Raw genomic sequence first — 13238 nt, 5'->3', positions numbered from 1 at the left:
TCCGCTTCATGTGGGCGACACTTCGTGATGTTAAGCTCCGGCTCCTCAATTCGAGAAAATATCCGGGCAGTTGACGGTTCGTCCGAACTGAGAGGGCCGTGGCGTGTGGCGGATACGAGGATGGCTCGCGTGGCTGGTGGTGTGCTCTCTCACTGCCCTGACCGTGGTGGGCTGTTCCGGTTCCTCGCATTCCGACACCTCGCGCCGGGCGCTGCCGACATACGGCACGTATGACATCAACGCCCGGCCGCCGAGCTCGCTGCGCTCCGGCGGGACGCTGACCCTGCCGCTCGCGCAGATGATCACGCAGTTCAACTTCGACCACGTCGACGGCGCCCTCGACGACGTGTGGCGCGTCGACAGCATGACCGAGCCGCGGCTCTTCGCCCGGGACGTCAAGGGCGTCCCGCACGCCGTGCCGGCGTACCTGGTCTCCGCGTCCGTCACCAGTGACTCGCCGCAGGTCGTCACCTACCGGCTCAATCCGAAGGCCCGCTGGTCCGACGGCAGAGCGCTCGGCTGGCGGGACTTCGCCGCGCAGTGGCACGCGCTCGGCGGCGGCGACGCGCGCTACCTGGTCGCCGACACCAGCGGTTACGACCGCATCGGGGACGTGCGCCAGGGCGCGGGAGCGCACGAGGTACGCGTCACCTTCAAGCAGCCGTACGCCGACTGGCGCAGGCTGTTCACCCCTCTCTTCCCGGCCGCCGCCTACGACACCCCCGGGCGCTTCAACTCGGGATGGCAGGGCCGACTGCCCATCACAGCGGGCCCCTTCAGGCTCGACTCCGTCGACCAGACCGCGCAGACCCTCACCTTCGTACCCGACAGCCGGTGGTGGGGCAGCCGGCCCCGCCTCGACCGGATCGTCTTCCGGGTGCTCGACGCCGACGCCGCCCTCCAGGCCTTCCAGAACGGCGAGGTCGACGCGGTCAACGCCGCCACCAGCGAGGCCTATACGCAGTTGAAGAACGCGCGTGACAGCGAGATCCGCATCGGCTCCGCCTGGGACGAGGTGCACATCACCCTCAACGGCGCGGGCGGTCCGCTGGTCGACCGCTCGGTGCGCAACGCCCTCCAACGGGCTGTCGACCGCGCGTCGTTGGCCGACGTCGCGGCCCAGGGCCTGCCGGTGAAGGTGCCGCTGCTCGGCAACCACTTCTTCATGACCAACCAGCCGGGATACACCGACAACTCCCGCCCCTACGGCACCTACGACCCGAAGGCGGCCGAACGCGCCCTCGACGCTGCGGGCTGGAAGAGCCCGGGCCCCGGAAGGACACGGGTCAGGAACGGCCGCAGCCTCACCCTCCGCTTCGTACTGAGCGAGGGCACCAACCGGCTGGGCGAGGACCTCGCCCAGCTCGTCCAGCACATGCTCGCCCAGGTCGGAGTCCGGGTCGACATCCAGCAGGTGCCCGCCTCCGCCTACGGACCGCAGTACCTGGAGAAGGGCAACTTCGATCTCGTCATCTTCCGGTTCACAGGCCTGACCTACCCGAGCTCCGCGTACGCCATCTACCGCCGCCCCGAGGCGGGACAGACGTACCAGAACTACGGCAGGGTGGGATCGGCGGTGGTGGACAGGCTCCTCGGCCAGGCCTCCGGCACCCTCGACGAGCGGACCGCGCAGCGGCTCTACGACCGGGCCGACGCCGAGATCTGGCGGCTCGGCCACGACATCGAGCTCTACCAGCGCCCTCAGATCATCGCCGTCCGCAAGGGCCTGGCGAACTACGGGGTGCCAGGTCTCGGCGACGTCGACTTCAGCCTGGTCGGCTGGGAGAAGTGAGCGTACGGCGGCCCCGTACGGAGGTGTCCGTACGGGGCCGCCGCGGTGTGGGTGTTCAGGCACGCGGATGGCTCAGCGCTCTCTCGTCGGCCTGCTGGCGCACCATGTCGTAGCCGAGCGCGGCCGAGGCCAGCGTCACATGGTGGTGCCAGCCCCGGAAGGACCGCCCCTCGAAGTCGCCGAGCCCGAACTCCTCGTGCATCCGGCCCAGCGCCTCCTCGGCGAACCGCCGCAACTGCACCAGCGGTACGGTCTCCGTGAGGCGGCGGGTGGGGAGGTTCGTCAGCCAGTAGGCGCGCGGGCGGGGCCGGCCGTAGGGCCAGTCCGCGAGGAGCAGGCGCGGCCGGGACGCCGGGCCGGTCCCCGTAGCCGGGTCGGCCCGCAGGAGCACCGGGAGCGTGACGAACTCCGAGTGCCGCATGCGCTCGGTGACCGGGTCGTGCCAGGTCACCGAGGTCCGCTCGGCGTGGCGGGCGGCGCGCCCGGCGAGTTCGGCCAGGTTGCTGCGCACCCCGGAGGCGGTGGCCCGCCGTCGGGGCAGCAGGACCGGAGTGTGCGGCGCCGCCTGGACGACGTAGCCGAGGCCGCGTGCCTCCAGACCGCGCAGCAGCGGGTCGGGGTCGCTCTGGCTGCGCCAGTCGGCCAGCACCGGAAGCGGTTCGAGGGACCACTCGTCGAGCATCTCGTCGAGCGCCTCCAGAACGTAGCTCCAGCGCGGACGGCAGCGTTCCTGCACCGGCACGTGCGCCTGCCGGCGCAGCCGCTCGTCCTGGTCCCAGCGGGCCGGCAGCAGCAGCCGCCAGTTCACCGGGACCCCGCCGGCGTGCCCCACCAGCGAGGCGGCCAGGCCCAGTTGGCAGTTGATGGTGCGTTCCTGGGAGGCCGCGTACTGCCGGGCCACGCCCACGGAGCGGTCGCCGTTCTTGGCGAAGACGACCTCGTCGATGGACCAGGCCTCGGCACGGAAGGACCGCACCATCTGCCGGGCGAGCCGTCCGCGCACCGGAGCGCAGGCCCACGGGCTCTGGTTCACGAACTGCTGGATCTGCTGCACGGCCCGCTTCCCGAGCACGTGCTCGGAGATTCGGGCAGGCGTCTTGCGCCCGGGCACGTCCAGCAGCCCGCGCACGTACACCTCGCCCCAGCGCCGCTGGTCGGCCCGGGTGAAGTCGCCGAACAGCTCGCCGCAGTAGTCGGGGAGCCCGGCGGCGGTGCCCGGCGGCGCGCTCGGGGCACGCACGGACGACATCGGGACGGCGAAGGTCGCGAGTTCACTCATGGTTGCAGTCGTCACCGCCCTCCAGCAGGAAGGCGTCCGTCGCGAGCAGCGCGTCCGCCACGTCCGGCAGCGCACAGCCGACGATCACGAAGTCGACGTCCAGACCGGCCTTGGTGCGCTGGAACAGCAGCTCGTTGATGGCGGGCCGGCACATGCCGCCCACCTCGCAGAGATGGAACTCCACGCGCTGCGGAGCCGCGGCCATCACCTCGGCCAGGATCCGGCGGAACTTGCCCAGTTCGGCCGCGTCGATCACACCGTGGCAGCTGACGTGCGCGGTGCCGCCGTCGAACGAGGTGCGCATCCTCAGGCGCATCGCGGCCGGCTCCAGCTCGACGCGGACCCGGACCGGATCCTCGCCGCGCGGCAGCCGGACGGTCAGCTCCTTGCCGTCGAAGTCGCGGTACGGCTGGTCGTCGACCCACACCCGGGTCAGCTCCACCGAGCCGGCCGGCAGCAGATCGGGCGCCACCCGCAGCACCCGGTCCGGGAGGTCGTCCGGGCGGGGCTTGAAGTGCAGTACGACGGGGTCGTGGCTGAGCAGCAGCCCGGTGTACGTGGCCGAGAGGTAGCACAGCTCCAGCGCGTGGTAACCGGCCATCGCGTGGCTGCCCTTGAACCGCTCGGTGCCCAGCAGGTACGGGATGCCGCTGGCCAGTACGTTGAAATAGACGCCGCCGTCCTGGTAGTCGAGGAAGAAGGCGTTGTAGAACGCCGCCGCCTCGCGCGCCAGCCGCAGCTGCTCCGGGTCGCCGGTGGTGCCGGCCAGGATCAGATAGGCGAGGATCGCCTGCTCCTGCTGCCACCAGGCCTTGCGGTCGTGCCAGACCATGCGGTGGATGCCGCTGTCCGGATCGGGCTGCCGCTCGACCACGTCGTACCAGCCGCCGCGCAGCCCGTCGCTGCCCACCGCCGGCATGGTCTCGGCGAGGCGCTCGGCGGTCGTGGCGTACTCCGGTTTGTGGTGCAGGGACTTGATGCGGGTCAGGTTCCAGGCGATCTTGAGGTTGTGGCCGACCACCGCCCGGTCCTGCTGCCAGCCCCAGGTCCGGTCCGGACTCCAGTCGGCGTGGAATCGTTCCTGCACGAAGGGGCTGTTGGGTTCGTCGGGGAACCGCGCCACGATGGTGTCCGCGGTCTCCTCCAGGAGCGCGGCGAAGTCCGGGCGGCCCGTGGCGAGATAGGCGTTGATCAGGTATGCCGGCGCGTGGTCGCCGACGGAGTTCCAGTTCTTGCGGGACCGGTTGCGGCCGAGCGCGTCGGCGTTCGGATCCAGCGTGATCGGGTCCAGGTGCGAGTAGAACCCGCCCCAGACGGGATCACGGAAGTACTTCTGGAACAGCGCCACCGTCCGGTCGATGTCCTCCAGGATCCGTGGGTCGCCGGTGATGCGGAACGTCTGCGTGGGACCGGCGAGCGCGTAGATCTGCTCGTACATCGGGATCGCGTCGAAGTCGTCGCCGAACTCGGAGGCGAACACGGGGCGATGGCCGGCGGGCGTGATGTCGATGCCGTGGTACCAGTAGGTGATGCCCTCGGCCTTGTCGTTCACCCGCATGTGCTCGCGCAGGTACACGGTGCCGGCCTCGGCCGCCTCCAGGAAGCGGTCCTCGCCGGTGAGCAGGTACGCCGTGGACAGGCCGTAGACCAGCCGGGAGATGGTGTCCGTCTCCTGGCGTACGTCCACGCCGTCGAAGTCCGGCAGATGGGTGCCGCTGAGCGTGAGCTGGGTGCGGAAGTTGCGCCAGTCGTAGTTCCCGTCGGGGAAGTGCCCGCGCAGATAGAAGTCGGCCACGGCGGCGGCCTGTCGCACCCACCAGTTGGGGTGCTCGAAGACGTACTGGCCGCGGGTCTCCTCCGGGAAGGTGATCTCCTTGGCGTCGAAGCGGGAGCCGCCCTCCCACTCGTAGAAGATGCCGTACGCGAAGACGAACCGGCCCTCGGCCAGCATGTCGACGGTGTCGGACGTGGTGTCGCGGTAGGGCTCGCCGAGGTTGCGGACGATGCGCGAGACGGCGTTCGAGGAGAGGTGGACCGTGAACTCGCGCTCGTCCGAGGTGCGCAGGCCGAAGCGGCGTCCGGTCGGGCTGTAGTACGTGACGTAGCCGGCGAGCGTGTCGGAGTGGATGTGTCGTCGGGCAGGTGCGCTCATGGTCAGGTGCCCTTCGGGTCGGGCAGGGCCGCGAGCAGGACGACGCTGCGGCCCTGGGCGTGGTGGGTCGTACCGTCGACCAGCTCCTCTTGTCCGGGCGGCAGGATGTCGTCGGGGCCGGGGCGGGCCGTGTCGAGAACTCGGTGCCAGCGGTGACCGGGGATGTCGGGCAGCTCGAAGTCGAGCCCCAGGTGGTACATGTTGAGGATCAGGTGCAGATCCGGGTCACCGTCGAAACCGCCGTACGTGCAGGCCAGCACCCGGGCGTTGGGGTCCTCCCAGCCGGGTTGGTGGAGCCGGGTGCCGTGCCAGGTGATGTCGGGCAGGGAGCGGGAGTTGAGGCGTTCGGAGAAGAACTGCGGTTCGCGCAGGGTGCGGTAGCGCTTGCGGAGCTGGATGACGCCCCGGGTGAAGCTCGTCGTCTCCTTCTCCCTCGCGGCCTGGTTCCAGTCGAGCCAGGAGACCGGGCCGTCCTGGCAGTAGCCGTTGTTGTTGCCGTCCTGGCTGTTGCGGAACTCGTCGCCGGCCAGCAGCATCGGCACACCGCGGCTGAGCATCAGGAGGGAGAGCAGGTTCTTGATCTGCCGCGTCCTCAGGCATTCGATCTCCGGGTCCTCGCTGGGCCCCTCGACGCCGCAGTTCCAGCTGTAGTTCTCGTCCGCTCCGTCGGCGTTCGCCTCGCCGTTGGCGTGGTTGTGCTTCGCGTTGTAGCTGACCAGGTCGTTGAGCGTGAAGCCGTCGTGGCAGGTGATGAAGTTGATGCTGTTGGTGGGCAGTTCGCCCTGCGGCGCGAACAGGTCGGCGGAGCCGCCGATCCGCGAGGCCACCTCGCCGACGATGCCCGCGTCGCCGCGCACGAACCGCCGTACGTCGTCACGGAACGGGCCGTTCCACTGCGCCCAGCGCTTCCCGGGGAACCGGCCGACCTGATAAAGGCCGCCGCCGTCCCACGGTTCCGCGATGATCTTCGTCTCGGCGAGCACCTGCGACAGCTCCACCGCCCACAGGACCGGCGGCACGGCCATCTCGTAGCCGAGCGGACCGCGGGAGAGTTCGGAGGCGAGGTCGAAGCGGAAGCCGTCGACGTGATGCTCGGTCACCCAGTACTCCAGGCACTCCAGGATGAACTTGGTGACCATCGGATGATTGGCGTTGACGGCGTTGCCGCACCCGGTGAAGTCCATGTAGTGGGAGCGGTCCTGCGGCCACAGGTGGTAGTAGGCCTCGTTGGCCGCACCCCGGAAACTGATCGTCGGGCCGAACTCGTTGCCCTCGCTCGTGTGGTTGAAGACGACGTCGAGGATGACCTCGATGCCCGCCCTGTGGAAGGCCTTCACCATGTCGCGGAACTCGGTGATGTGCGTGGCGAGATGGGGGCTTGAGCAGTAGCCGGTGTGCGGGGCGAAGAAGCCGTAGGGGTCGTAGCCCCAGTAGTTGCGCAGGGGGGTGCCGTCAGGCCCCGACCGCAGTATCTGGGTCTCGTCGAAGTCGAAGACCGGCAACAACTCCACGGCGGTGACGCCGAGTTCGCGCAGGTGCGGGATCTTGTCGAGGACGGCGGAGAAGGTCCCGGGGTGTTCGGTGTTCGAGGTCGGGGAGGCGGTCAGGCCGCGCACGTGCATCTCGTAGATGACGGTGTCTGCCATCGGTGTGCGCAGCGGTGTGTCGCCCTCCCAGTCGTAGGCGTCCAGGTCGACGACCAGGCTTCGCATGCAGTGCTCGACGTTGTCACCGGGGCCGATGGCGTGCGTCCGCTCCCAGCGGCTGTTGACGTTGGCCCGCGCGTACGGGTCGATCAGCACCTTGCGGTGGTCGAACCGGGTGCCCAGGTTGCTGAGGTCGCGCGGTCCGTCGATGCGGAAGGCGTAGACCTGGCCGGCGCCGATCCCGCGGACGTGGCAGTGCCAGAAGTGGAAACTGCGGTGCCGGTCGGGCAGCAGGGTGATGGTGCGGTACGGGCGCGGGCTGTCGCAGTGCTCGAACAGCAGCAGGTCGACCCGGGTGGCGTGCTCCGAGAAGAGCGAGAAGTTGACACCGTCGGCATCGACGGTGGTGCCCAGCGGTTGGGGCCGCCCGGGGGTGACGTCGGAGGGCGGCCGGCCGTAGGAGCCGGCCTCCTGGTCGGGACTCAGTGTCAGCTGTTCCGTCATGGCATCTGTCCCAGGGTCGGTCGGAGCGTCGATCGGAATGTCATGCACATGGTGATCACCCTCGGGAGAGTGCGGCGCGAGCCGCGGCCGGGTCGTCGGCACGGAGTCCGGCGAACAGTTCCTCCCAGGGCACGGGACCGGTGGCCGGCCCCACCTCGCTGCGCATCTCGAAGGTCACGCCACGGGCCGCGGGGGAGTACAGCGCACGGACGCAGGCGTCGGCGACGTAGGGGCGGGTCACGCGTCCGTCGCCGATGTCGCCCTGCTCCAGGTGCAGATGACCGTGGCCGGGCTCGTCGGTCAGCCAGCCCGGGCGGATCACGGTGTACGGCAGACCCGAGGCGCGGACCGTGTTCTCCCCGGCCAGGCGCCAGTCCAACATCCGGCCGTAGACGTTCATCGGATGGTCGCGGTGGGTCACATGGCGCTGGCTGACCAGCACGAAGTGCGGGGTGCCCGAGGCGGAGCGCAGGGCGTCGAGGACATGGCGGACCCCGGTGTGCATGGTGGTCTCGGGGCTGTCGGGACCGGCGTCGTCGGTGCCCGGTTCCACGGTGTAGACGACCGCGGAACAGCCGTGCAGGGGGGTGCGGACGGTGGCGGGGGCGCGCACGTCGGCCGCGAAGAACTGGGCCTGCGGCGGTATGTGCCGCCGGGCCCGCTGGGTGCTGCGGCCGATGACCCGGACTCTCTCGCCTCTGTCGAGCAGTTGACGGGCGACGAGCCGGCCGACCCGGCCGGTTCCTCCTATGACTGCGATCGGGCTGTCCATCGAGATCTCCACGGGGGGCTGCGGAAGAGCCGGATAGGGGGGCACTCAGATCCACTGCAGGATGTCGTCGGCGCTGGTCAGATGGGTGCCGGTGGGCAGGCCGGTGACGGCGGGCACCCGCAGCCGCGGATACACGCTCACCCCGGTCAGCCGGGTACCGGGCCGCAGGTCGGCGGCCTCGCCGACGGCGGAGTGCAGGAGCCGGACCGGGCTGTCGCGCTCGGAGTGCACACGCGCCAGCGGGCCGACGTACGAGTCCGTGACACGGGCGTACGGCCCGACGACGGCGCCGTCGCCGATCGCCGCCCGGCTGAGCCGGGCGCCCTCGTCCACGTCGACGCCGTCACCGATGTCGGTGAACCGCAGCTGCACGCCCGGGCCGATCTCGGCGTTGCGCCCGATGCGCACGGCGGGGCCGATGACGACACTGCCCTCGGAGATCTTCTGGGCGAGGGTGGTGCCGGTGACGCTGTCCTTGGTGCGCAGGCTGGACTCGTGGATCCAGTACGGCGGGTCGGTGCTCTGCGGGGGGCCCATGGCCTTGTTCATCCACGGGTAGCGGCCGTCGAGGACGTCGCCGACGGTGGTCAGGTAGTCGGCGATGCTGCCGAGGTCGCCGAGCCGGTCGATGGGCGAGACCGCGACCGGCAGCCCGCGCCCGACCAGCCAGGGCAGCAGGTCGCCGCCCCAGTCGAGGCGCTGCTGGGCGAGCCGGATCATCTCGGGGTTGCGCACGGCCAGCCGTAGGCGGCCGCAGTCGACCAGGTACATGCCCGCGTTGGTGGGCAGGGTGCGGCCGGCGGTGGGCGGCGAGGTCTCGGCGAAGAGGCGGTGGACCCGGTCGAGGGCGGGCTTCTCCAGGAAGCCCGAGACCAGCCCGTCCGGGGAGGTCTGCATCACGCCGTACTTGCCGGCGACCTCCTCAGGGGTGCGGCCGACCGAGGCGACGGTCACGACGGCGTCGGCGGCGTCGTGCGTGTCGGTCAGCCGGCCGAGTTCGAACTGGAAGACCGAGTCCACGGGCAGCACCAGCGCACGGCCCGTCAGGTCCCACTGTTCGAGGTTGTGCAGGGTCGCGGCGCCCGATCCGACGTTGTACCGGTCGAGCCGGGCGCGGGAGTAGTGGATCTCCACGCCGAACCGTTCGCCGTGGCCGAGCACGAGCTTGATCTGGCTGTGGTTCTCGGCTCCCTGCGCGATCACGTAGAAGCGGCGGATGCCCTGGGCGCGGCAGGACTCGACGAGCCATTCGACGACGGGGCGGCCGACGACCGGGATGAGGGCCTTGCTGCGGATGTAGTCGCAGGAGGCGAGGGTGAGCGGCTTGGCGCGTTCGCCCCGGCCTCCCGCCAGGATGATTCCGAACGTCTCGTCCCCCATGACAGTCCTGCCTCCTCGGCCGACAAATCAACAACGTCAGTCAACTGGCATTGTCATGTAGAGTCAAGTAAAAAAGTAAACTAAGCGGGTTGGGGCGGGCTTGTGTCAGCCCTGTCTAGCAGACTGAACAGGGATTATGTCGCTTTACAGGACTCTACGAGTGGGGTAGTGGAGGAGATGACTTTCAAGCCCGTGGAAACCATGCCTGCAGCAGCACATCCCCCGCAGGCGATCACCGGACAGGTACTGCTCGCCCTCGCCGTCATCATCACTGTCGCCGTCCTCGGTGCCCGGCTGGCCGCGAAAGCGCGGCAGCCGGGCGTCATCGGCGAGATCGTGGCCGGGATCGCCCTCGGCCCGAGCCTGCTCGGACTCCTGCCCGGACATCTCACCGACCACCTGATACCCGAAGCCACCAGACCCCATCTGCAGGTCCTCGCCCAACTCGGCCTGGCTCTGTTCATGTTCGGCGTCGGCCACCGCCTCGACTTCACCCAGCTGCGGGGCGCCGGGCGGCTGGTCACCTCGGTCTCCCTGGCCTCCGTCGCCGTCCCCTTCGGCTTGGGCGCCGGCCTGGCCGCCGTGCTGTTCCCCTGGACGAACCACCCGCAGATCACCACCGACGGCCGCCTCGGACAGGCACTCTTCCTGGGGGCCGCGATGTCGATCACTGCCTTCCCCGTCCTGGCGCGCATCGTCTACGAGAAGAAACTGCACCACGACCGCATCGGAACCGTGGCCCTGGCCAGCGCAGCCCTCCAGGACGTCCTCGCCTGGTGCCTCCTGGCCGCGATCACGGTCAGCGTCCACACCGGCACCGTGTGGACCCTGGCGCGCATGCTGATCGCCTTCACCGCCATGGTCCTGGCCCTGGTCCACTTGGTGCGGCCGGCCCTGGCGCGGCTGCTCGCTTCCGACCGCCAGTGGCTCACCCAACCCCCCGTGGCCGTGGCCCTGCTGATCGCCGGCACACTGCTGTGCGCGTGGCTCTCCGACGACATCGGCCTGCACCCGGTCTTCGGTGCCTTCGCCTTCGGCGCCGCCACACCCCGAAAGCAGTGGGAAGCCGCAGCCCCTGACGCCGCCCGGCAAATCGAACAGATCAGCCGCGTCCTGCTGCCGGTGTTCTTCACCGTCACGGGCCTGTCCGTACGGTTCGACGAGCTGGACAGCCATGGAGTCGTGATGGTCGCAGCCGTGCTCATCGCGGCCTGTGTGGGCAAGTTCGTCGGGGGAGCGGGAGCGGCACGACTGGCCGGCGCCCCGGCACGACAGGCACTGACCCTGGGCGTCCTCCTCAACGCGCGAGGACTCACCGAGCTGATCATTCTCGGCGTCGGGCTCGACCTCCGGCTCATCGACACCCAGATGTTCACGGCGATGGTCCTGATGGCGCTCGTCACCACTCTGATGACGGGCCCGCTTCTGGACCGTCTCCACCCTGCCCGACTCCACGACACCACGACCGCGGAGGGCGCTGAAACGGAGACGGCCACCTCACCGTCCGGCGTCGGGATGAGCGCTCCACGCGAGTGATCACGACGCCGCTCTGCCCCTCGGGCTCCGGCCCACCCGCGAGCCCGGAAAACACCTTGTGCGGGCCGAGCTCCAGCTCGACCCGCACAAGGTGGTCATACGTCTTCAGTGTCCGAGGGGGGACTTGAACCCCCACGCCCGATAAAGGGCACTAGCACCTCAAGCTAGCGCGTCTGCCATTCCGCCACCCGGACAAGGTGTCTGTCGTGCGGGGTTTCCCCCGCGGCGACGAAGGAAACATTACCAGGCTTTCGAGAGGTCCCCGGTCACCCCCCGTCCGGCGTGAACGGCGTGTGACGGGCGGGGTCCGGTCTTGGGGGCGGCCGGGCGGGGAGGGAGGATGAGGGGAACCACCAGCAGTGACAGCGGGAGGAAGCAGCGTGAGCGAGACGGACACGGCCAGGGGCGTCACCGGCGAGGACGAGGTCGTGGACCTCTGCCGCGAGCTGATCCAGATCGACACCAGCAACTACGGCGACCACTCGGGTCCCGGTGAGCGGGAGGCGGCCGAGTACGTCGCGGAGAAGCTCGCCGAGGTGGGTCTCGACTCGAAGATCTTCGAGTCGCACCCGGGCCGGGCCTCCACGGTCGCCCGGATCGAGGGCGAGGACCCCTCACGGCCCGCGCTCCTCATCCACGGCCACCTCGACGTCGTACCGGCCAACGCCGACGACTGGACCCACCACCCCTTCTCCGGCGAGGTCACCGACGGCTGCGTGTGGGGCCGCGGGGCCGTCGACATGAAGGACATGGATGCGATGACCCTGGCGGTCGTGCGCGACCGGCTGCGCAGCGGGCGACGGCCCCCGCGCGACATCGTCCTCGCCTTCCTCGCCGACGAGGAGGCGGGCGGCACATACGGCGCCCGGCACCTGGTCGACAAGCACCCCGACCTCTTCGAAGGCGTCACCGAGGCGATCAGCGAGGTCGGCGGCTTCTCGTTCACGGTCAACGAGCAGCGGCGGCTCTATCTGATCCAGACGGCCGAGAAGGGCATGCACTGGATGAAGCTGACCGTGGCCGGCACCGCCGGGCACGGGTCGATGATCCACCGGGACAACGCCATCACCGAGCTGTCGGAGGCCGTCGCGCGGCTCGGACGGCACAAGTTCCCGGTGCGGGTGACGAAGACCACCCGGGCCTTCCTCGACGAACTCGGCGACGCGCTCGGCACCGAGCTGGACCCGGAGGACATGGAGGGGACCCTGGCCCGCCTCGGCGGCATCGCCAAGCTCATCGGCGCGACCCTCAGCAACACCGCCAACCCCACGCAGCTGGGCGCCGGTTACAAGGTCAACGTCATCCCGGGGGAGGCCACGGCGCACGTCGACGGGCGTTTCCTGCCCGGGTTCGAGGAGGAGTTCCTCGCCGACCTGGACAAGATCCTCGGGCCGAAGGTGCGGCGCGAGGACGTGCACGCCGACAAGGCCGTCGAGACCACCTTCGACGGGGCGCTGGTGGACGCCATGCAGTCCGCGCTGGTGGCCGAGGACCCGGCCGCCAAGGCGATCCCCTACATGCTCTCCGGCGGCACGGACGCCAAGTCCTTCGACGAGCTGGGCATCCGCGGCTTCGGCTTCGCGCCGCTCAAGCTGCCCCCGGAGCTGGACTTCGCCGGCATGTTCCACGGGGTGGACGAGCGGGTGCCGGTCGACGGCCTGAAGTTCGGCGTGCGCGTGCTGGACCGCTTCATCGACGCCTCGTGACCTTCGTAATCGGCCGCACGTACGGAACGGGCCCGGGAAGGGTGAATGCGACCATCAGCTCGTAGCTCCATTACTTCCTCCTCGTTACAGGTAATGCGATCAGCAACACGAGATCGCTTTTGCCAACAAGGAGGAATAATGCTCAAGAAGGTCGTCGCTGCTGCGGCTGCCACTGGTGGTCTGGTTCTCGCGGGTGCGGGCCTGGCCGTCGCCGACGCCGGTGCTCAGGGTGCCGCGGTGCACTCCCCGGGTATCGCTTCCGGCAACGTCGTTCAGGTGCCCGTGCACGTCCCCGTGAACGTCTGCGGCAACACGATCTCCGTGATCGGGCTGCTGAACCCCGCCTTCGGCAACACCTGCATCAACAAGTGATGTCGACCCGCTGAGGGTCGTTCACGCCCGTGGGGGGGGGGGGGGGGGCGCGGGGGGGGCGGGGCGCGCCGGCGGGGGCGGTAAATTTAAAAGTAATTT

At 69.7% G+C, this 13238-nt stretch carries 9 protein-coding genes and 1 tRNA gene; 4 read left to right on the top strand and 6 right to left on the bottom strand.

Going from position 1 to position 13238, the window contains the following annotated elements:
- The first annotated feature begins 139 nt into the window (after positions 1–139).
- Positions 140–1792, top strand: coding sequence for an ABC transporter family substrate-binding protein (locus ACIBW9_RS29100; protein ID WP_398960002.1), 1653 nt, complete (start codon positions 140–142; stop codon positions 1790–1792).
- Between the two features lie 55 nt (positions 1793–1847).
- On the opposite strand, the gene ACIBW9_RS29095 is transcribed toward ACIBW9_RS29100, so the two are convergent.
- The 5 genes from ACIBW9_RS29095 to ACIBW9_RS29075 are packed head-to-tail and all read right to left on the bottom strand — an operon-like array spanning position 1848 to position 9525.
- The gene (locus ACIBW9_RS29095) at positions 1848–3071 is read right to left on the bottom strand and encodes an IS701 family transposase (RefSeq protein ID WP_398960001.1); all 1224 of its coding nucleotides are present in this window, start codon (positions 3069–3071) and stop codon (positions 1848–1850) included.
- On the bottom strand, positions 3064–5223 hold the full coding sequence (locus ACIBW9_RS29090; RefSeq protein ID WP_398960000.1) for an AGE family epimerase/isomerase: 2160 nt from the start codon (positions 5221–5223) through the stop codon (positions 3064–3066). The genes ACIBW9_RS29095 and ACIBW9_RS29090 overlap by 8 nt, the downstream gene beginning before the upstream one ends.
- A 2-nt stretch (positions 5224–5225) precedes the next feature.
- Complete coding sequence (gene glgX, locus ACIBW9_RS29085) at positions 5226–7373, bottom strand: glycogen debranching protein GlgX (RefSeq protein WP_398959999.1); 2148 nt, start codon at positions 7371–7373, stop codon at positions 5226–5228.
- Positions 7374–7428: 55 nt separating this feature from the next.
- Positions 7429–8145, bottom strand: a complete 717-nt coding sequence (locus ACIBW9_RS29080) for an SDR family oxidoreductase (protein WP_398959998.1) — start codon at positions 8143–8145, stop codon at positions 7429–7431.
- Positions 8146–8190: 45 nt separating this feature from the next.
- Positions 8191–9525, bottom strand: coding sequence for a sugar phosphate nucleotidyltransferase (locus ACIBW9_RS29075; protein ID WP_398959997.1), 1335 nt, complete (start codon positions 9523–9525; stop codon positions 8191–8193).
- A 201-nt stretch (positions 9526–9726) separates the two neighbouring features.
- Between ACIBW9_RS29075 and ACIBW9_RS29070 the strand changes: the two genes are divergently transcribed.
- Positions 9727–11061 (top strand): cation:proton antiporter, encoded by a 1335-nt coding sequence (locus ACIBW9_RS29070; RefSeq protein ID WP_398959996.1) that lies wholly within the window; start codon positions 9727–9729, stop codon positions 11059–11061.
- 109 nt (positions 11062–11170) lie between these two features.
- Here ACIBW9_RS29070 and ACIBW9_RS29065 read toward each other — a convergent pair.
- A tRNA-Leu gene (locus ACIBW9_RS29065) sits at positions 11171–11255 on the bottom strand.
- Positions 11256–11441: 186 nt separating this feature from the next.
- Here ACIBW9_RS29065 and ACIBW9_RS29060 point away from each other — a divergent pair.
- Positions 11442–12767: a M20/M25/M40 family metallo-hydrolase gene (locus ACIBW9_RS29060; RefSeq protein WP_398959995.1), complete on the top strand. Its 1326-nt coding sequence runs from the start codon at positions 11442–11444 to the stop codon at positions 12765–12767.
- A 138-nt stretch (positions 12768–12905) separates the two neighbouring features.
- Entirely contained in the window at positions 12906–13139 is a 234-nt protein-coding gene (chpH, locus tag ACIBW9_RS29055) for a chaplin ChpH (protein ID WP_030947654.1), read from the top strand.
- Positions 13140–13238: the final 99 nt, after the last annotated feature.

Source organism: Streptomyces sp. NPDC049541, from assembly GCF_044465725.1.
Lineage (GTDB): Bacteria > Actinomycetota > Actinomycetes > Streptomycetales > Streptomycetaceae > Streptomyces.
This window is presented reverse-complemented; position numbering and strand designations above follow the sequence as displayed.